The organism is Streptomyces sp. NPDC059524 (genome assembly GCF_042749255.1).
GTDB lineage: Bacteria > Actinomycetota > Actinomycetes > Streptomycetales > Streptomycetaceae > Streptomyces > Streptomyces xanthii.
On the sequence record NZ_JBHYTK010000167.1, the window covers coordinates 1 to 17742 of the forward strand.

Below are 17742 nucleotides of genomic sequence, written 5' to 3' on the forward strand. Positions count from 1 at the left end.
CCTGATGAGGCGCAGCCTCATCAGGGGCGCGGGGAACTGCGCGAGAAGCCCCACCGGCCCGCGGTCGGCGACGGACCGCGACCCGGCAGACGCGACGCCTACGCCGGGTGCAGGCCAGGGCTACCGACCGGCACCACGAAGGACGCCGCCGTCGAGACCGGCGCCCCCGGCACGGTCACCCCGGAGACCACCTTGAAGTCGGCCCGAGCCTCCCGCTCCCCCAGGGCGACCGTCGCGTAACCCCGCTGCCCCCCGTAGTGCTTCATGTGCGGGTTCCGCTCAAGGTAGGCCGCCCAGTTGGCAGGACGAGCGGAACCGTCCTTCCCGCTCGTGATCGAGGTCGTCACGATCTCCGTGCCGACGGTCCGCGACCCGGGATCGCCCGCGTCCCGGTGAATGTCCATGGCGTACGAGACATGCACGTCACCGGTGAGCACCATGAGGTTCTCGACGCGGGCGGCCTCCGCTCCGGCGAGGACCCGCTCGCGCGAGGCGGGGTATCCGTCCCAGGAGTCCATGGAGAGCGTGGTGTTGCCGGCGGCGGGGTTGTTGCGGCGGGCGAAGGTGACCTGCTGGGGGACGACGTTCCACAGGGCCCGGGAGCGGCGCCAGCCGTCGGTGAGCCAGCGCTCCTGCGTGAGGCCGGGCAGTGTCTGGGAAGCGGCCTCGGACTCGGGGGTCGGGGACTTCCAGCCGTCGCCGTTGGCCTGGTTCGTGCGGTACTGGCGGGTGTCGAGGATGTCGAACTGGGCGAGCCGGCCCCAGTGCAGGCGCCGGTAGAGCCGCATGTCGGGGCCGTCGGGGCGCTGGGGGCGGCGCAGCGGCTGGTTCTCCCAGTAGGCGCGGTACGCGGAGGCGCGGCGCAGCAGGAACTCCTCGGGCGGCACGTCGTTCTCGGGGGTGTCGCCGGCGTAGTTGTTCTCGGTCTCGTGGTCGTCCCAGGTGACGACGAAGGGGTGCGCGGCGTGCGCGGCGCGCAGATCGGGGTCGGACTTGTAGAGGGCGTACCGCAGGCGGTAGTCCTCCAGCGTCATCGTCTCGCGGTTGAAGACGGCGGGCAGGACGCGGTCGGTGTACTTGCGGGCGCCGCCCGCGGAGTTCACGGCGTACTCGTAGAGGTAGTCGCCGAGGTGGAAGACGACGTCGACGTCGTCCTGGGCGAGGTGGCGGTACGCGGTGAAGTAGCCGTCGTGGTACGCCTGGCAGGAGACGGCGGCGAGGGTCAGCGCGGCGGCCCGGCCCGCCGCGGCGGGGGCGGTGCGGGTGCGGCCGGTCTCGCTCGTCCAGTCGCCGGCGCGGAAGCGGTAGTAGTAGACGCGACCGGGCGCGAGGTGTTCGACCTCGACGTGCACGGCGTGGTCGAACTCGGGGTGCGCGGTGGCGGTGCCGCGCCGCACGACCTGGCGGAACCGCTCGTCGTGGGCCAGCTCCCAGCGGACCTCGACGCGCTCGGCGGGCAGCCCGCCGCCGGGTTCGTACGGGGCGGGGGCGAGCCGGGTCCACAGGAGCACGGAGTCCGGGAGCGGGTCGCCGGACGCCACGCCGAGGGTGAACGGGTCGTCGGTGATTCTGCGGGCGTCGAGCTCGGCGGCGGCCGCGGCGCCGGCGGCCGGCAGGTTCACGGCGAAGGCGAGCGCGGCGGCGGCGCCGGTGACGGTGAGGAAGCGGCGGCGGCCCAAGTGGCGGGCGGCGGCGCGGAGTTCGGATGTGTGCTGCGGTACGTACGAGCCTTCGTGCGACATGTGCCCTCCCCTGGCGGCCGGCCGGCGCCGGCGTCAAGGGAGATTGGAGTGGCCCGGGACGAAGCCGGGACGACGCTGCACTGTCGCGGACACGACAGCCACATGTCGGATGGGTGATGTCCACGTGGCGGTACGACCCGTACGCTGCGGCCCCATGAACGATTCGCACCTCACCGCGCCGCGCACCGCCGTCGTCACCGGAGCCGGGTCCGGTATCGGCCGGGCCGTGGCCCTGGAACTGCTGCGGAACGGCTGGCGGGTGGCCCTCGCGGGCCGGCGCGTGGAGACCCTGGAGGAGACGGCGGGGCTCGCGCCCGGCACCGAGTCCCTCGCGGTCCGCACCGACGTGTCGGACCCCGGCGCCGTGGCCGCGCTCTTCGCGGCCGTGCGGGAGCGCTTCGGGCGGCTCGATCTGCTCTTCAACAACGCGGGGACGTTCGGCCCCGGCGGCGTGCCCGTCGAGGACCTCGACTACGACGCGTGGCGGCATGTCGTCGACACGAACCTCAACGGGGCGTTCCTGTGCGCTCAGGCGGCGTTCCGTCAGATGAAGGAGCAGGACCCGCAGGGCGGCCGGATCATCAACAACGGCTCCATCTCGGCGCACGCGCCCCGGCCGCACTCGGTCGCGTACACGACGACGAAGCACGCGCTGACCGGCCTCACCAAGTCCCTCTCCCTGGACGGCCGCCCGTACCGGATCGCCGTCGGCCAGATCGACATCGGCAACGCGGCGACGGACATGACCGAGCGCATGCAGAGCGGGATCCTGCAGGCGAACGGGACGCTGGCCGCGGAGCCCGTGATGGACGTCACGGACGTGGCCCGCACCGTCCGCCACATGGCCGAACTCCCCCTCGACGCGAACATCCAGTCGGCCACGATCCTGGCCACGAACATGCCGTACGTGGGCCGCGGCTGACCGCCATCCGGCGGTAGCCCCTGGGGCGCACGAAGTGCGCCTTCAGGGGCGCGGGGAACTGCGCGAGAAGCCCCACCGCCCCGCAGCCGGCGACGATCCGCAACCAACAACGGCGCGACCCCAAGGCCTCCGCCCCGCTCCAAAAATCGCCGGAACCAATGCGCGGGTCCAAGAGAGAATGCGCCGTATGACAGACGTGCTGCGCTACACCGCCTTCGCCACCACCCCCGCCGGAGGCAACCCCGCCGGCGTCGTCCTCGACGCCACCGGCCTCTTCGACGACGACATGCTCAAGATCGCCGCCGACCTGAACTACAGCGAGTCCGCCTTCGTGACCCCGGCGGAATCCGGTACGGGCCACACCGTCCGCTACTTCAGCCCCCGCGCCGAGGTCCCGTTCTGCGGCCACGCGACGGTCGCCACGGCGGTCGCCCTCGCGGAGCGCCACGGCACCGGCGACTACCTCTTCCACACCCGGGCCGGCGAGGTCCCCGTCAGCGTCCACGAAGACGGCGGCACCCTGCGCGCCACGCTCACCAGCGTCACCCCGCACACGGAGGACATCACCCCGGCCGACCTGACGGAGGCACTCGCCGCGCTCGACTGGCCGGCCACCGACCTGGACCCGGCGCTCCCGCCCCGGATCGCGTACGCCGGCGCCCGCCACCTGGTCCTCGCCGCGGCCGGCCGCGAACGCCTCGCCGACCTCTCCTACGACTTCGACCGGCTCGCGGCGCTGATGCACCGCCTGGACCTGACGACCGTACAACTGGTCTGGCGGGAGGCGGAGTTCACGTTCCACGTACGGGACCCGTTCCCCGTGGGCGGGGTCGTCGAGGACCCGGCGACGGGCGCGGCGGCCGCCGCGTTCGGCGCGTACGCGCGTGAGCTGGGCCTGGTGCCGGACGAGGCCGAGCTGACCCTCTACCAGGGCGCGGACATGGGCCGTCCCGGCGAGCTCACGGTGACGCTGCGGGCGGGCGACCCGCGCGTCCGGGTGAGCGGCACGGCGGTCCCGATCCCCTGACCTCGCCGGACCGGCGCGCGGACGGTACGCGGTTCAGGCCTGACCGGTCTCGAACCGCGTGACCTTCCCGCCGTCGACGTCGAAGCGCCACGCGGTCCGCATCTCGCCCCACGTGTCGTTGCGGTACCGGGCGACGAGGCCGCGGCCGCCCGCGGTCTCCTTCTCGACCTCCATGTGGCCGTGGGAGTCGAAGATCTCGCGGGACGTCCAGTCCTCGAGGTCGCGCTCACTGCCGTCGTCGGCCATGGTCGCGCCGGGCGCGAGCGCGGCGCGGAAGGCGTCCCGGTCGTGGGAGTTGAGCGCGGTGACGAAGGCGCGGACCGCGGGGTCGCTGAGCTTGGCTGTCTGGATGGGCATGGGCCCAGGCTGGCACCGGCCCCGGCACCCCGCCACCCGGCCCGTCCACCCGGCCGTCCACCCGGCCACGCATGCGGCCCGCCACCCGAACGGGCCCCGTACACATGGTGCGGGGCCCGCTGCCGACGGACCGTGGAGACATGACCTGCACACGATTCCGTACGTCCTGCACCCCCCGTTCGAACCGCGTCGACGTGGGCCTGCTCGCACTGCGCCTGGGCACCGGCGGTGTCCTCGCCGCGCACGGCGCGCAGAAACTGCTCGGCTGGTTCGGCGGCGGCGGCCTGTCCGGCACGGCCGCCGCGATGGAGTCCATGGGCTACAGCCCGCCCAAGGCCAGCGCGCTCGCGGCCGGGCTCGGCGAGGCGGGCGGCGGCGTACTGCTCGCCCTGGGCCTCGCGACTCCGGTGGCCGGCGCCGCCGCGGCCGGGACCATGGCGGGCGCCGCCGCGGTCCACGCGCCGAACGGGTTCTTCGCGATGGGCGGCGGCTACGAGTACCCCGCCTTCCTCGGCTTCGTCGCGGCGGGCCTCGCCGTGACCGGACCGGGCCGCTACTCCCTCGACCGCGCCTTCGCGGGCGTCCTCGACCGGCCCTGGATGGTGCCGGCGGCGCTCGTCGGGGCCGGGGCGGCGGCCCTCGCGGTGGTCGGCTCGCGCAACAAGCGGGTGGCCGATCCGGCGGAGGGCGAGACCGGCGAGGAGTGACCCGGTCCTGCCACCGCCCCCGTCCGCCTACCCTCGTCCCATGACCGACGACGAACTGTGGGCGAACATCGGCCGGCTGCGCGCCTGGCTCGACGACGCCAGTGAACAGCCGCCCAGGGAAGCCCTGTTGCTGCGCGTGCTGAAGCTGTCGGAGGAGGTCGGCGAGGTCTCCGAGGCGGTCATCGGGGCGATCGGCCAGAACCCGCGCAAGGGCCACAGCCACACCTGGCAGGACGTCGAGTCGGAGCTCTGCGACGTCGTCGTGACGGCCCTGGTCGCCCTGAGCACCGTCACCCCCGACGCCCGCGCGCGGCTCTCCGCGCATGTCGCAGGCGTCGCCGAACGCTCCTTGGGCACGGCCCGGGACACGGCCTAGGCTCGGGCCGCATGATCGTATGGCTGAACGGAACGTTCGGGGCGGGCAAGACGACAACGTCCGAAGAACTGATCGAACTGCTCCCCGACGCCCGGGTTGGAAGGAGCTCGCCGCGGGCTTCGCTGCCGCCGCGATCCCCGTACGCCACTACGTGCTGCACGCCGACTCCGCGACGCTGCGCGAGCGGATCCTCGGGGACACCGAGGAGATCCGGGGCTGGCGCCTGGACCACGTCGAGCCGTACGCGGAGGCGTTCGACGGCTGGCTGTCCCGGGCGGCGGCGGTCGTGCCGACGACGGGACGACCGCCGGCCGAGGTCGCGGGCTGGATCGCCGAGGACGTACGGCGGGCTGCGCACAGCCCCTGACCGGTGGTGCGCAGCCCCTGGTTAGGGTGTCCCGGGATCACGAAGCACAGGGGGCGGATCATGCAGGAAACGCAGGAAACACAGGGGACACCGGGGACCCGGGACACCACCGGGTTCGTCACGGCGGTCAGCAGCAACGGCGCGTACTCCTTCACCAAGCCGAACCGGGACAGCATCACGCTGCTCGCCGGGCTCGGCGTCGAGGGTGACGTGCACGCGGGCGTCACGGTCAAGCACCGTTCCCGGGTGCGCCAGGACCCGACGCAGCCGAACCTTCGGCAGGTGCACCTGATGCACGAGGAGCTGTTCGCGGAGGTCGCGGGCGAGGGCTTCACGGTCCGCCCCGGCGACCTCGGGGAGAACGTCACGACACGCGGCCTGGACCTCCTGGCCCTGCCGACCGGGACGCTGCTGCACCTGGGGGACGGCGGCGCGGTGATCGAGATCACGGGGCTGCGCAATCCGTGCGTGCAGATCGACACGTTCCAGGACGGTCTGCTCAAGCAGTGTGTCGGCCGGGACGAGGAGACGGGCGCCGTGATCCGCAAGGCGGGGATCATGAGCGTGGTCCGCGAGGGCGGCGTCGTACGCCCCGGCGACACGATCCGCGTGGAGCTGCCGCAGGGCCCGCACAGGCCCCTGGAAAAGGTCTGACGCGCCTGACGCGTCAGGGGGACGGGCCTCGTCGGCCGCCGTCGAGGCGGCCACGAGGTGAACCAGGTGAACGACTACCATCGCCGCCATGACTGACAGGCGCCGCACGACCGAACCGCCCCGCCTGGGCGTGGCCATCATCACGATGGGCAACCGCCCCGACGACGTGGCCGCCCTCCTCGACTCGGTCGCCAAGCAGGGCGTCGCCCCGGCGCGCGTCGTCCTGATCGGCAACGGCACGGTGCTGCCCGCCTACGACACGTACCCCTTCGAGGTCACGACGGTCGAGCTGGACGACAACCTGGGCTGCCCCGGCGGCCGCAACGTCGCCCTGGCCCGGCTGCGCGCGTTCGGCGACGTCGACGTGGCCGTCGAACTGGACGACGACGGTCTCCTCGTCGACGCGGACGTCTTCGGCACGATCCAGGAGCTGTACGCGTCCGACCCGCGCCTGGGCATCGTCGGTTTCCGGATCGCCGACGAGCACGGGGAGACGCAGCGCCGGCACGTGCCGCGGCTGCGCGCGAAGGACCCGATGCGCCGCGGCCTCGTCACGTCCTTCCTCGGCGGCGGCCACGCCTTCTCCATGGACATGCTCGCCGAGACGGGCGACTGGCCCGCCGACTTCTTCTTCACGCACGAGGAGACGGACCTGGCGTGGCGCGCCCTGGACGCGAACTGGAAGGTCCTCTACGAACCCTCCCTCCTGCTCCAGCACCCCAAGACCTCCCCCGCCCGCCACGCCGTCTACCACCGCATGACGGCCCGCAACCGCGTCTGGCTGGCCCGCCGCCGCCTCCCCCTCCCCCTGATCCCCCTCTACCTGACCACCTGGACCCTCCTCACCCTGGCCCGCACCCGCTCCGTCGGCGGCCTGCGCGCGTGGGCGGCGGGCTTCGTGGAGGGCGTCCGCACCTCGGCGGGCGAGCGGAAGCCGATGCGGTGGCGCACGGTATGGCGCATGACCCGCCTGGGCCGGCCCCCGCTGATCTGACCCCGCATCCCTCCCCCACCTGTCGTCAGACTGTCAGGGCGACGGCATTCCCGGCTCCGCGAGGCCGCTCTCGTACGCGATGATGACCAGCTGGGCGCGGTCCCGGGCCCGCAGCTTCGTGAGCAGGCTGCTCACATGGGTCTTGACCGTCGGCAGGCTGATCACGAGGCGCTCTCCGATCTCCGCGTTCGAGAGCCCGTTGGCGATCAGCACCAGGACCTCCTGCTCCCGCTTGGTGAGGCCGACGAGACGGGGTTCCGGGCCGGGCGCGGCGGGGGTACGTGAGAAGTTCGCAATAAGGCGGCGGGTGACCGTCGGGGCGAGCACGCTCTCGCCGGTGGCGATCACGCGGATCCCGTTGACCAGTTCGGCGGGCGAGGCGTCCTTCAGCAGGAAGCCGCTCGCCCCCGCCTGAAGCGCCGGGTACACGTACTCGTCCATGTCGAACATCGTCAGGACGAGCACCCGCACCTGCGACAGCGTCGCGTCGGCGCAGATCTGCCGGGTCGCGGCGATGCCGTCGAGGACGGGCATCCGCAGGTCCATCAGCACGACATCGGGCCGCAGTTCACGGGCGAGCCGCACGGCCGTGGCCCCGTCTCCCGCCTCGCCGACCGCAGCCATGTCGGGGGTCGAGTCGACGAGGACCCGGAAACTCCCGCGCAACAGGGCCTGATCGTCGGCGATGAGTACCCGTACGGCCTCGCCCATGCCGTGCTCCTCGTTCCTCGCCTGCCGCGCGTCGGTGACCGGGTGCCTGGGCGGCCGATCCTATGCGCGCCCGCGCCGGGGCCAGGCTGCCGGCAGCACCGGGCGGGCGGGGCCCACGGGCATGGGACGAGCGCCCCAGCCACGTCCCGTCACGCGTCCCACCGCCGGTGGCGCGCGTAGCCGAGGGCGAGGGCCGCCGCCGTCCACGCGAGCAGGACGAGGCAGCCGCGCAGGGCGTCGTCGGAGCCGACAGTGAGCATCTGGATGCCGGCGCGGTCGGGGAAGTACCGGGCGAGTTCCTTCGTCGCTCCGATGACGGAAAGGATCTGCGTACCGGCGAGCACGAGGGGGAGCAGGACGGCCAGGGGCAGAACGGCGCTGCGGGCGGCGGCAGCGACTCCGGTGGCGAACAGGCTCATCAGGGTGAGGTAGAGGACCGCTCCGGCGAGGGCGCGCGGTACGCCGTCGGCGCCGATGGACGCGCCGTGCGGTCCGAGGGCGGCCTGGGTGACGAGGTAGCCCACGACGGTGACGGGGATCGCGACGAGCAGCGCGGCGGTCGCGGTGACGGCGAGTTTCGCCGTGTAGAGGCGGCCGCGCCGGGGCACGGCGAGCAGCGAGACGCGCATCATGCCGGAGCTGTACTCGGTGCTGACGACGAGGACCCCGAACACGATCAGGGCGAGCTGTCCGTACAGGATGCCGTCCAGGCCTGCTTGTTGGGCGGTGAAGCCGTCGCGGAGCATGCCGCTGTCGGACTCGATGGCGGACTTCGCCGACCAGCCGTCGAGCGCGGCGATCAGCACGCTGAGCGGGACGAACAGCAGGAGTGCGAGGCAGGTGGCGCGGACGGCCCGCACTTTGGTGAACTCGGCCCGTACGGCCGCGACGGTCTCAGACACGGGTGCCCCCCGGTGCGGCGTGGTCCCTCGCGACGAGCGCGAGGAAGGTCTCCTCCAGGGAACCGGTGTGGGTGCTGAGTTCGTCGAGGACGAGTCCGGCCGCGGCGGCGGTCCTGCTGACCTCTGCGGCACAGAGGCCGGACACTTCGAGACTGCCGTCGGGCGCGGTGGCGAGTGTCGCGCCCTTGCTCCTCAACTCCTCGCCCAGGCGCACGGGTTCGGGGGCACGCACGCGCACGTACGAGCGTCCGTGCCGCGCGATGAAGTCCGCCATGCCGGTGTCCGCGAGGAGCCGGCCCCGGTCGATGACGATCAGGTGGTCGGCGACCATGGACATCTCCGTCATGAGATGGCTGGAGACGAGAACGGTGCGGCCCTCGGCGGCTTTCGCGCGCAGCAGTTCGCGCAGCCGGCGGATGCCTTCGGCGTCGAGGCCGTTGACCGGTTCGTCCAGGATCAGGACGGGTGGGTCGCCGAGCAGGGCGGCGGCGAGCCCGAGTCGCTGTCCCATGCCGAGCGAGTACGTGCCCACGCGGCGCCGCGCGGCATCGGTGAGACCGACCGCCTCCAGGACCTCGTCGGCGCGGCGCAGCGGGATCCGGTTGCTCCGGGCCAGCCAGCGCAGATGGTCGAGGGCGGTCAGCGCGCGGTGCGGCGCCGAGGTCTCCAGTAGCGCGCCGACGTGCCGGATCGGGTCGCGCAGGTCGCGGTAGGCGTGGCCGCCGATGCGCGCGGTGCCCTCGTCGGGCCGGGTCAGGGCCACCGTCATGCGCAGCGTGGTGGATTTGCCGGCCCCGTTGGGCCCGAGGAATCCGGTGACGGTGCCGGGTCGCACCGTGAAGGTGAGTCCGCCGACGACGGTGCGGTCCCCGTAGCGCTTGGTCAGGTTCAAGGCTTCGATCACACCGCAAGTCTCACGGGGCGGCCCCTTCGGGCACATCGGTCCCGGGACGGGAAGCGCGCCGGGGTCCGGGCCCGCGGACCCATACCTGAGTATGAGGCCGTTTCAGGACAGCCGGCGGCGGGGTGGGGCCGGTGCCGCGGTCGGCTCAGTACGGGAGGGAGGCCTCGACCCGGAATCCGCCGCCGCTGCTCGGGCCGGCGCTGAGGCTTCCGCCGTGCGCGGCGGCCCGTTCGCGCATGCCGACGAGACCGAGTCCGCCGCCGGGAACCGCGGGCCGGTGCCCGGGCCCCGGCGGCGGTCCGTCGTCGCTGACCTGGAGGTCCAACACGTCGTCCGCGCAGGTGAGTCGGACGCGGCAGGCGGTTGGCGCAGCGTGCTTGACGACGTTGGTGAGCGCTTCCTGCACGATCCGGTACGCGGAGGAGGCCACCCCGTCCGGGGGCGGCTGCGGGCAGTGCACGGCCAGCTCGACCCGTACGCCCGCGGCTTTCGCGGTCGCCGCGAGGGCAGGCAGGTCGGCGAGCCCGGGAACCGGTCGCAGGTCCTGGGAACCGGGCTCCGGGCCGTCGTCGTCGCTGCGCAGCAGTTTGAGGGTGGACCGCATGTCGCGCAGTGCCTTGCGGCTGACGTCCTCGATCACGATCAGTGCCTCCCGCGCCTCGCCGGGGCGGGTGTCGACGACGTGGTTGGCGATGCCGGCCTTGACCGCGATGAGGCCCACGCTGTGGGTGACGACGTCGTGGATGTCCCGGGCGATGCGCAGGCGTTCCTCCATCTTGGCCCGCTCCGCTGCCTGCTCGATGACGCGCTGGAGCCCGGCCCGCCGCTCCCCGACGGCCGACCCCGCGGCCCAGGTCGCGCCGAGGACGAGCAGCCCGAACACGCCTTGCACGGCACTGGTTCCGCCGGGGTAGCGGCTGCCGCCCGTCATGGTCAGCAGGCCCGCCCCCGCCACGCACACGCTGCCCACGACGACGGCCGAACGGCCCGGCCGCCGCCGGGACACGGCGACCGGGTAGAGCGCGTAGGCGGCGGCGAGGAAGGGGACGGGACCGAGCCCGCACACCAGTGCCGTGCAGGCGGCGACCAGCACGAACCCGAAGACCGGCGCGGGCCACAGGCGGCGCGCGGCCAGGGGGAGCGTGACGGCGAGGGACAGCGCCCACGCGACACCGCCGCTCGCGGCCGCACCCTCGGACACGGGGCGCAGCGGCGCCAGTTGGCACAGCAGCAGGAACCCGATCGCGGCCGGGACATCCAGCAGGACCAGGCGCCGATCACGGATTTCGACCATGCCGCGAACGTATGCGCCCGCCGGTCCGGGCGTCCATCGGCCGTGATGGCCCGCGGCCGGCGTGGTTGCGGACCGCCTGCGCGGCGGAGCGGGGAGTGAGGGGCAGACGAGTCGGGCTGTACGCCGGGTTCTGTTCCCCGAGACCTCGCGGTCGTCGGGGTGACGGCCATCCATCTAGGGCCGGCGTTGCCGCCGGCCTCGTGCGGTCTACCCGCGGACATCGGGCGGGCAGCCCTCGATCGTCCGCGCAGAGCCACCGAGGTGGCTCCTCTTGACCTTGCTCCAGGTGGGGTTTACCTAGCCGCCTGAGTCACCTCAGGCGCTGGTGGTCTCTTACACCACCGTTTCACCCTTACCGGCGGCCGAAGCCTCCGGCGGTCTGTTTTCTGTGGCACTGTCCCGCGGGTCACCCCGGGTGGCCGTTAGCCACCACCTTGCCCTGTGGAGCCCGGACGTTCCTCGGGAGGTTCCTGGTGGAACCCCACGCGGCCGCCCGCCCGGCTCGTCTGCCGTGCGGGCCATCTTACCCGGCCCTAGGGACGCAGGGCCGCCGTGCCCGTGGCCCAGGCGCCGGTCAGGTCGGCGCCGGGTGGAAAGCGGCCGTGGATCTCCAGGGTCACCATGCCGTGCGCGAACGCCCACACCGCCCGGGCCCGGTCCGCGTCGCCGCCGCAGGCCCGCACGAGGGGGGCCGCCGCGCGCTCCTCCAGGCCCTCGGGCAGGGCGTGCCGGGGCAGGGGGCGCTCCGTGGCGAGGCTGTAGAGGTGGGGGTGGGCCAGGGCGTGGTCGCGGTAGGCGGAGGCGAGGGCGGCGAGGGAGCCTGGGCCCGTGCGCTCCGCCTCCTCGCAGGCCTCCGCCGACTCCGTGAGCAGTTGCGCGACGAGTTCGGCCTCGACGGCCTGCTTGTCGGGGAAGTGCTTGTAGAGGGAAGGGGCCTTGATGCCCAGGCGGTCGGCCAGGGCGCGCATGGTGAGGGCCTGCGGGCCGGACTCCTCCAGCAGGGCGCGGGCCTCGGCGGCGATCTCCGTGGCGCGGGGCGTGAGCCGCCGGCCTTCCTTGAGGTCAGGCACGCTGGAAGCCCTCCTTGGTCCGCAGTCCGTAGCCGAAGGCGCGATCGTACGAGATGTGGGCGAGCCAGCCGCACAGGCCCGCGAAGAGCGGTGCCCACTGGATGATCGGCAGCACCGTGTACGTGACCATGAGGGCGAGCGGGATCAGGGCGCGGTGGGCCGTGTTGTAGTACGGCACCGCCCGGGGCTGGAGCTGCCCCTTCTTCAGGTTCAGGCGGTGCGCCTCGCCCGCGCCGACGACGAACGTGAAGTCGGGGGCGATGAAGAAGGCGAAGCCCAGGAGGCCCGCGATCCAGCCGTGGTTCACCGCCTCCAGGACCGTGAAGGCCGACCAGAAGAGGGCCCCGGCCAGCCACGCGACCCGGCGGATCGTCGTGGAGGGGGTGGTGGCGGTGGGTGCGGTCGTGCTCATGAGGACCTCCCGGTGCGGGGCTACGAGACAAAACGAGGCGAGGTGAGGTGAGTCAGGGGCTAACGGTGTTAGCTTCCTTGTTCACGACCGTACGGCTAACAGCGTTAGCCGTCAAGCTTTCGGGCGCCCCGGACACCGCAGCCCGCCCCGCCCGCTTGACCCTCACGCGACGTCAACGTTTCTACTGAAGGCATGCGGATCGGAGAGCTGGCCGCGATCGTCGGCGTCACCACGCGGGCGGTCCGGCACTACCACCACCAGGGGCTGTTGCCCGAGCCCGAGCGGCGGCCCAACGGCTATCGGGAGTACACGCTGCGGCACGCCGTCGAGCTGGCGCGCATCCGGCGGCTGACCGAGCTGGGGCTCGGCCTCACCGAAGTGCGGGACGTGCTCGCCGACGACGCGGGGCGCGATCTCGTCGAGGTGCTGGCCGAGCTGGACGCCGACCTGGCCCGGCAGGAGGCGGCGATCCATGAGCGGCGGGCCCGGCTGCGGCAACTGCTGGCCGGCGCCGAGGAGGGGGCATTGCCGGACGACGGGTTCGTTTCGGCCGAACTTGCCGCTTTTCTGGGCGAGTTGGGAGAGATCGAGGATGACTCGCCGATGGCCGTGAAGGATCGGGAGATGTTGACCTTGATCGATGCGACCGCTCCGCCGGAGGCCCGCGCGGAGCTGATGACGTCGCTGGCCGGGGCGTTCGCCGCGCCGGGGGCGGCGGACGCGGCCCGTGCGGTCTACGCGCGGCTCGACGCGCTCGCCGACGCGGCACCGGACGATCCCCGCGTCGCGGAGGCGGCCCGCGCCCTGGCGGCGTGGCTGCCGGCCGACCTGCCGACGCCGGACGGGACGGACAGGACGGACAGGGCGGACGGGCCGGACAGGACGGGGCGGCCCGCGCTGTTCGACGCGTTCCTCGCCGACTTCTCCCCCGCCCAGGCGGAGGCGGTCCGGCTGGCCGTGCGCCTGGCCACGGAAGGGGGCGCGACATGAGGCGCGGCATGAGGCGCGGCATGAGGCGCGGCATGCGCCGCGGCGCGTTGCGGGCGGTGCTGCCGGAGCCCGTGCGGCGGATGGCGGGGCACGAGATGCGGGTGTTCGCGAGTTTCGGGATGTGGGCGGCGCGGCGCCGGCACGGGGTTCCGGCGGGGGCGAGCGCGTTCCCGTACGCCAGGGGGCAGGCCCTGATGATGTACGCGTTCGCGTTCGTGTGCGCCGTGGAGACGTTCGGGATGTGGGCGCTGCTGCGGGACTATCCGGTGCTGCACCGGGTGACGCTGGTGCTGGACGTGTACACGGTGGTGATGGTGCTGGGGCTGCACGCGGCGTCGGTGACGCGGCCGCACGTGGTGACGCGCGAGGCGCTGCGGGTGCGGCGCGGGGCCCATGTGGACCTGCGGATCCCGGTGGAGCGGATCGCGGAGGTGCGCCGCGAGAACCGGTTCACGCACACCCCGCGCGAGGGCGAGCTGAACCTGGACGTGGGCGCGCAGACGACCCTCACGATCGAACTCGCCGAGCCCGTGCGGCACATGACGCTGCTCGGCCGGCCGAAGGAGATCAGCGTGGTGCGGCTGCACGCCGAGGACCCGGACCGGCTGGCCCGCGCCCTGGACAAGGTCAGGCGGGGGCGAACTCGACCTTCGCCCGCCCTGGATCGGCCTGTGTGAGCCGCACCCGTAGCCGCTCCCCCAGCGGCAGCGCCGACGTGCCGCCCGCGATCCGGGCGACGACCGCGGGGTCGGTCAACTGCACGGTGCCCACGGCCGGTTCGCGTTCCTTGATATCCACGACGCAGGCGTCGAAGAACTCCCCGACGCGGTGCTGCAGCAGCGCCGCCTCCACGAGGTCGACGCTCTCGCGCTCCACGGTGTTGCCGCGCCGGGTGCCCTCGGCCATCTCCTTGGGCAGGGCGGGCAGCGCCTCGGTGACCCAGCCGGGCGGGGACTGCCCGGCGCTCGCGGCCAGGCACAGTTCTGAGGCGTAGCGGTCGACGAGGCGGCGCAGCGGGGCGGTGCAGTGGGTGTAGGGGGCGGCGACGGCGGCGTGCGTGCTGAGTTCGGGCAGGTCGCCGCCGCTGAACGCGGTGTATCCGGCGCCGCGCAGCAGGGTCGTGCACTCCTGGAGGAACGCGGCGTGGTGCGGGACGCGCGGGTCGAGGGAGCGGACCAGGTCCGAGTACGAGACGTGGTGCGGCCAGTCGATGTGCAGGGCCTTCGCGGTGCGGCGCAGCCGGCCGACGGCGCCGTCGGGGGCCGGGGGCAGGGTGCGCAGGACGCCGGTGCCGGCGGCGAGCATCAGGTCGGCGCCGGCCATGCCGGTGAGCAGGGAGATCTGCGCGTTCCAGGAGTCGGCCGGGAGCGGGGCGCGGTAGGCGAGTTCGTACGTGCCGTCGGCGGCGACGATCTCCTGCTCGGGGACGTCGAGGGAGATGCCGCCGCGCTCGATCTCCAGGGCCTCGCGGAGCCGGCCGATGTCGGCGAGCAGGGCGACCGCCTCCTCGGCGCTGCCGTCGTCGATGGACCGCTGCACGCCCTCGTAGTCGAGTCGGGCGCGGCTGCGGACGAGGGCGCGGACGACGTCGGTGGTCTCGGTGCGGCCGTCCGCGTCGAGGTCGATCGTCCACAGGACGGCGGGGCGGGTCTGGTCGGGCAGCAGGCTGGCGGCGCCCTCGCTGAGCACGGCGGGGTGCAGCGGGACGCGCTCGTCGGGGAAGTAGAGGGTGGTGACGCGACGGTGGGCCTCGGCGTCGACGGCGCCGCCGGGCCGGACGAACGCGGCGACGTCGGCGATCGCGTACCGCACCCGGAAGCCGCCGCCGGGCCTGCGGGACAGGTGCATCGCCTGGTCGAGGTCGACGGAGCCCGGCGGGTCGATGGTGAAGAACGGGATCGCGGTCTCGTCGCGGGTCGGCAGCCCGGGCGGATCGGCGGCGGCCCGCTCGGCCTCGGCGAGCACGGCGTCCGGGAACGCCCCGGGCACGTCCAGCGTCGTACGCAGCTCGCGCAGCAGGGCACCGAGTCGCGCCTGCGCTGCGCCGGTCACACGGAGATGGCGACGGGGCATGCATCGAGCGTAGGGCCCTCCGGGCGGGGCGGCATTGTGTGGCTCGGGGTGGGTGGGTGCGGGGGGCGCCTCTTCGTCTGCGGGGTGCAGGTAGTTGGGCGGGTGCGGGTGCGTCGTGGCTGGTCGCGCAGTTCCCCGCGCCCCTGAAAAAGGCTTGCGGCTTCGCCGCGCGCCTTCAGGGGCGATGCCGGGTCCGGCTGACAGGGCTCGGCGGTACGGGGCAAGGTGGGCGCCTGAGCACCGTGGGCGTCACAGGGGAGAGGCAGCGGCATGGCGTCGAGCGTCGAGTACGTCCGTTATCGCATCGCACCGGACCGGCAGAAGGAGTTCGAGGACGCGTACCGGACGGCGGCCGCGTCGCTCGCCGCCGCCCCCGAGTGCCTCGACTACGAGCTGACCCACTGCGTGGAGGAGCCGGAGCGGTACGTGCTGCGGATCCGGTGGAGCTCCGTCGAGGACCATCTGCGGGGCTTTCGCGAGGGCCCGCACTTCCCGGCGTTCCTCGACGCCGTACGCCCGTACGTCGAGTCGATCGAGGAGATGCGGCACTACGAGCCGACGGACGTCGCCGGTACCGGGGGCCGCACGCCCAGCATCTTCGCGTGGGCGGGCGGCGCCGAGGCGTTCGGCCGGCTGACCGAGGTGTTCTACGGGCACGTCGTGCGCGACCCGCTCCTCGAACCCGTCTTCGCGGGGATGGACTCCGGGCATCCGCAGCACGTGGCGCTGTGGCTGGCGGAGGTCTTCGGCGGCCCGTCCCGGTACACGGACGAGCGCGGCGGGCATCCGCACATGGCGCGGCGGCATCTGGGCCGCGGCATCACCGAGGCGCAGCGCCGCCGCTGGGTGGACCTGCTGCTGGACTCCGCCGACGAGGTGGGGCTGCCGTCCGACCCCGAGTTCCGTGCCGTGTTCGTCTACTACATCGAGTGGGGCACGCGGATGGCGCTGGTCTACTCGGGCGAGAACCCGCCGCCGGTCGACGCGGCGGACGTGCCGCGCTGGAGCTGGGGCCAGACGCCGCCCTGGGAGCCGACCACGACCACGGGCTGAACAGAGGCGGAGGCGGGGGCGCGCGGGCCGTACCCTGGGCGGTCGAGATCGGACCGCCCGATGAACCGCCGTACGAACCGCCGCGAGATCCGCTGTTTGAGGAGTGCCCGTGCTTGTGCTGTTGCCGCCGTCGGAGGGTAAGGCCGCTTCCGGGCGCGGGGCGCCGCTGAAGCCGGAGGGGCTGAGCCTGCCGGGGCTCGCCGCGGCGCGGGCGGCCGTGCTCGGCGAACTGGTCGAGCTGTGCGCCGCCGACGAGGAGAAGGCGCGCAAGGTGCTCGGCCTGAGCGAGGGGCTGCGCGGCGAGATCGCGAAGAACGTGGAGCTGCGCACCGCCGGTGCCCGTCCCGCCGGGGAGATCTACACCGGGGTGCTCTACGACGCTCTGGACCTGGCCTCGCTCGACGCGGCGGCGAAGAAGCGGGCGGCGCGCTCGCTGCTGGTGTTCTCCGGGCTGTGGGGCGCGGTGCGGGTGACGGACCGGATTCCGTCGTACCGCTGTTCGATGGGCGTGAAGCTGCCGGGCCTCGGCGCGCTGGGCGCGTACTGGCGGACGCCGATGGCCGAGGTCATGCCGGAGGCGGCGGGCGAGGGCCTGGTGCTGGACCTGCGGTCGGCGGCGTACGGGAGCGCGTGGAAGCCGAAGGGTGAGCTCGCGGGGCGGACGGCGACGGTCCGGGTGCTGCACGCGCCGACCCGCAAGGTGGTCAGCCACTTCAACAAGGCGACGAAGGGCCGCATCGTACGGTCGCTGCTCGCGTCCGGCGTCGCCCCGGCGGGGCCCGCGGAACTGGTCGACGTGCTGCGCGAGCTGGGCTACGTGGTGGAGGTCGAGGCGCCCGCGAAGGCCGGGCGGCCGTGGAGCCTGGACGTCCTGGTCGACGAGATCCACTGACACCCCTCCTCACTCGCGTTGCAGCATGCGCAATGGGCTTTGCGCATGCTGCGGCGGGCGCGGCAGGATGTCCCCATGACCTCCTCCTCCGTGCTTGACCTCGCCCCCGTCGTCCCCGTCGTCGTCGTCGAGGACGCCGCCGACGCCGTACCCCTCGCGCGGGCGCTCGTCGCGGGCGGCCTGCCCGCGAGCGAGGTGTCCCGGCGCACGCCCGCCCCGGGCGACGCGAACCGCGCGACCGCGGTCGCCGTGCCGGACGCGGGCGGGGGCGCCGGGCCCCGGTTCGCGGCGGCGT

Annotated in this window: 19 protein-coding genes, 1 other RNA gene and 2 pseudogenes; 12 read left to right on the top strand and 10 right to left on the bottom strand. The window is 73.5% G+C overall.

Annotated elements, in window-relative coordinates; all coding sequences use genetic code 11:
* Positions 1-98 precede the first annotated feature (98 nt).
* Complete coding sequence (locus tag ACFW9D_RS32405) at positions 99-1742, bottom strand: alkaline phosphatase D family protein (protein ID WP_384627886.1); 1644 nt, start codon at positions 1740-1742, stop codon at positions 99-101.
* Between the two features lie 154 nt (positions 1743-1896).
* Here ACFW9D_RS32405 and ACFW9D_RS32410 point away from each other — a divergent pair, with 154 nt between their 5' ends.
* Positions 1897-2664 (top strand): SDR family oxidoreductase, encoded by a 768-nt coding sequence (locus tag ACFW9D_RS32410; protein WP_188339246.1) that lies wholly within the window; start codon positions 1897-1899, stop codon positions 2662-2664.
* Positions 2665-2851: 187 nt separating this feature from the next.
* A complete protein-coding gene (locus tag ACFW9D_RS32415) occupies positions 2852-3691 on the top strand; it encodes a PhzF family phenazine biosynthesis protein (protein WP_384627889.1) in 840 nt (279 codons plus the stop codon).
* A 33-nt stretch (positions 3692-3724) separates the two neighbouring features.
* Here the strand turns inward: ACFW9D_RS32415 and ACFW9D_RS32420 are convergent, their stop codons facing one another.
* Positions 3725-4048, bottom strand: coding sequence for a nuclear transport factor 2 family protein (locus ACFW9D_RS32420; protein ID WP_188339244.1), 324 nt, complete (start codon positions 4046-4048; stop codon positions 3725-3727).
* Between the two features lie 140 nt (positions 4049-4188).
* Between ACFW9D_RS32420 and ACFW9D_RS32425 the strand changes: the two genes are divergently transcribed.
* The 5 genes and pseudogenes from ACFW9D_RS32425 (at position 4189) to ACFW9D_RS32445 (ending at position 7146) form a co-directional block, all read left to right on the top strand.
* Positions 4189-4755: a DoxX family protein gene (locus ACFW9D_RS32425; protein ID WP_384627892.1), complete on the top strand. Its 567-nt coding sequence runs from the start codon at positions 4189-4191 to the stop codon at positions 4753-4755.
* A 40-nt stretch (positions 4756-4795) separates the two neighbouring features.
* The gene (locus tag ACFW9D_RS32430; RefSeq protein ID WP_384627894.1) at positions 4796-5131 is read left to right on the top strand and encodes a MazG-like family protein; all 336 of its coding nucleotides are present in this window, start codon (positions 4796-4798) and stop codon (positions 5129-5131) included.
* Positions 5132-5142: 11 nt separating this feature from the next.
* A pseudogene (locus ACFW9D_RS32435) lies at positions 5143-5498 on the top strand (hypothetical protein).
* 60 nt (positions 5499-5558) lie between these two features.
* On the top strand, positions 5559-6152 hold the full coding sequence (locus tag ACFW9D_RS32440) for an MOSC domain-containing protein (RefSeq protein ID WP_384627897.1): 594 nt from the start codon (positions 5559-5561) through the stop codon (positions 6150-6152).
* A gap of 88 nt (positions 6153-6240) precedes the next feature.
* Positions 6241-7146: a glycosyltransferase family 2 protein gene (locus tag ACFW9D_RS32445; protein WP_188339239.1), complete on the top strand. Its 906-nt coding sequence runs from the start codon at positions 6241-6243 to the stop codon at positions 7144-7146.
* Between the two features lie 33 nt (positions 7147-7179).
* Here ACFW9D_RS32445 and ACFW9D_RS32450 read toward each other — a convergent pair whose 3' ends face one another.
* The 7 genes from ACFW9D_RS32450 to ACFW9D_RS32480 all read right to left on the bottom strand — a co-directional run bounded on the left by ACFW9D_RS32450 (position 7180) and on the right by ACFW9D_RS32480 (position 12439).
* Positions 7180-7857, bottom strand: a complete 678-nt coding sequence (locus ACFW9D_RS32450) for a response regulator (protein ID WP_384627901.1) — start codon at positions 7855-7857, stop codon at positions 7180-7182.
* Between the two features lie 149 nt (positions 7858-8006).
* Positions 8007-8759: an ABC transporter permease gene (locus ACFW9D_RS32455; protein ID WP_384627904.1), complete on the bottom strand. Its 753-nt coding sequence runs from the start codon at positions 8757-8759 to the stop codon at positions 8007-8009.
* On the bottom strand, positions 8752-9663 hold the full coding sequence (locus ACFW9D_RS32460) for an ABC transporter ATP-binding protein (RefSeq protein WP_384627907.1): 912 nt from the start codon (positions 9661-9663) through the stop codon (positions 8752-8754). Before ACFW9D_RS32460 ends, ACFW9D_RS32455 begins: the two co-directional genes overlap by 8 nt.
* 145 nt (positions 9664-9808) lie before the next feature.
* The gene (locus tag ACFW9D_RS32465; protein ID WP_384627910.1) at positions 9809-10957 is read right to left on the bottom strand and encodes a sensor histidine kinase; all 1149 of its coding nucleotides are present in this window, start codon (positions 10955-10957) and stop codon (positions 9809-9811) included.
* Positions 10958-11060: 103 nt separating this feature from the next.
* Positions 11061-11462, bottom strand: an RNA gene (rnpB, locus tag ACFW9D_RS32470) — RNase P RNA component class A.
* 28 nt (positions 11463-11490) lie between these two features.
* Complete coding sequence (locus tag ACFW9D_RS32475; RefSeq protein ID WP_384627912.1) at positions 11491-12027, bottom strand: TetR/AcrR family transcriptional regulator; 537 nt, start codon at positions 12025-12027, stop codon at positions 11491-11493.
* Complete coding sequence (locus ACFW9D_RS32480) at positions 12020-12439, bottom strand: DUF4260 family protein (protein WP_188339235.1); 420 nt, start codon at positions 12437-12439, stop codon at positions 12020-12022. The genes ACFW9D_RS32475 and ACFW9D_RS32480 overlap by 8 nt, the downstream gene beginning before the upstream one ends.
* A gap of 192 nt (positions 12440-12631) precedes the next feature.
* On the opposite strand from ACFW9D_RS32480, the gene ACFW9D_RS32485 reads away from it, so the two are divergent.
* Both ACFW9D_RS32485 and ACFW9D_RS32490 read left to right on the top strand, forming a co-directional pair.
* Positions 12632-13429 carry a MerR family transcriptional regulator gene (locus tag ACFW9D_RS32485; protein ID WP_384627915.1) on the top strand — a complete coding sequence of 266 codons (798 nt, stop codon included), beginning with the start codon at positions 12632-12634 and terminating at the stop codon, positions 13427-13429.
* On the top strand, positions 13426-14106 hold the full coding sequence (locus ACFW9D_RS32490) for a hypothetical protein (RefSeq protein WP_384627917.1): 681 nt from the start codon (positions 13426-13428) through the stop codon (positions 14104-14106). Before ACFW9D_RS32485 ends, ACFW9D_RS32490 begins: the two co-directional genes overlap by 4 nt.
* On the opposite strand, the gene ACFW9D_RS32495 is transcribed toward ACFW9D_RS32490, so the two are convergent.
* Positions 14057-15502, bottom strand: coding sequence for an RNB domain-containing ribonuclease (locus tag ACFW9D_RS32495; protein ID WP_384627919.1), 1446 nt, complete (start codon positions 15500-15502; stop codon positions 14057-14059). The genes ACFW9D_RS32490 and ACFW9D_RS32495 overlap by 50 nt on opposite strands.
* Before the next feature lie 270 nt (positions 15503-15772).
* Here ACFW9D_RS32495 and ACFW9D_RS32500 point away from each other — a divergent pair, with 270 nt between their 5' ends.
* The 3 genes and pseudogenes from ACFW9D_RS32500 to ACFW9D_RS32510 all read left to right on the top strand — a co-directional run.
* Positions 15773-16555: a group II truncated hemoglobin gene (locus ACFW9D_RS32500; RefSeq protein WP_384627922.1), complete on the top strand. Its 783-nt coding sequence runs from the start codon at positions 15773-15775 to the stop codon at positions 16553-16555.
* 109 nt (positions 16556-16664) lie between these two features.
* Entirely contained in the window at positions 16665-17447 is a 783-nt protein-coding gene (gene yaaA / locus ACFW9D_RS32505; protein WP_384627925.1) for a peroxide stress protein YaaA, read from the top strand.
* 75 nt (positions 17448-17522) lie between these two features.
* Positions 17523-17742 (top strand): annotated as a pseudogene (locus tag ACFW9D_RS32510) (keto-deoxy-phosphogluconate aldolase); the annotation flags it as partial.

Coding starts and splice junctions, on each gene's coding strand:
- ACFW9D_RS32500 (WP_384627922.1), top strand. CDS start 15,773: ATGGCGTCGAGCGTCGAGTACGTCCGTTATCGCATCGCACCGGACCGG.
- ACFW9D_RS32405 (WP_384627886.1), bottom strand. CDS start 1,742: ATGTCGCACGAAGGCTCGTACGTACCGCAGCACACATCCGAACTCCGC.
- ACFW9D_RS32450 (WP_384627901.1), bottom strand. CDS start 7,857: ATGGGCGAGGCCGTACGGGTACTCATCGCCGACGATCAGGCCCTGTTG.
- ACFW9D_RS32410 (WP_188339246.1), top strand. CDS start 1,897: ATGAACGATTCGCACCTCACCGCGCCGCGCACCGCCGTCGTCACCGGA.
- ACFW9D_RS32490 (WP_384627917.1), top strand. CDS start 13,426: ATGAGGCGCGGCATGAGGCGCGGCATGAGGCGCGGCATGCGCCGCGGC.
- ACFW9D_RS32480 (WP_188339235.1), bottom strand. CDS start 12,439: ATGAGCACGACCGCACCCACCGCCACCACCCCCTCCACGACGATCCGC.
- ACFW9D_RS32445 (WP_188339239.1), top strand. CDS start 6,241: ATGACTGACAGGCGCCGCACGACCGAACCGCCCCGCCTGGGCGTGGCC.
- ACFW9D_RS32495 (WP_384627919.1), bottom strand. CDS start 15,502: ATGCCCCGTCGCCATCTCCGTGTGACCGGCGCAGCGCAGGCGCGACTC.
- ACFW9D_RS32425 (WP_384627892.1), top strand. CDS start 4,189: ATGACCTGCACACGATTCCGTACGTCCTGCACCCCCCGTTCGAACCGC.
- ACFW9D_RS32485 (WP_384627915.1), top strand. CDS start 12,632: ATGCGGATCGGAGAGCTGGCCGCGATCGTCGGCGTCACCACGCGGGCG.
- ACFW9D_RS32420 (WP_188339244.1), bottom strand. CDS start 4,048: ATGCCCATCCAGACAGCCAAGCTCAGCGACCCCGCGGTCCGCGCCTTC.
- ACFW9D_RS32440 (WP_384627897.1), top strand. CDS start 5,559: ATGCAGGAAACGCAGGAAACACAGGGGACACCGGGGACCCGGGACACC.
- ACFW9D_RS32430 (WP_384627894.1), top strand. CDS start 4,796: ATGACCGACGACGAACTGTGGGCGAACATCGGCCGGCTGCGCGCCTGG.
- ACFW9D_RS32415 (WP_384627889.1), top strand. CDS start 2,852: ATGACAGACGTGCTGCGCTACACCGCCTTCGCCACCACCCCCGCCGGA.
- ACFW9D_RS32465 (WP_384627910.1), bottom strand. CDS start 10,957: ATGGTCGAAATCCGTGATCGGCGCCTGGTCCTGCTGGATGTCCCGGCC.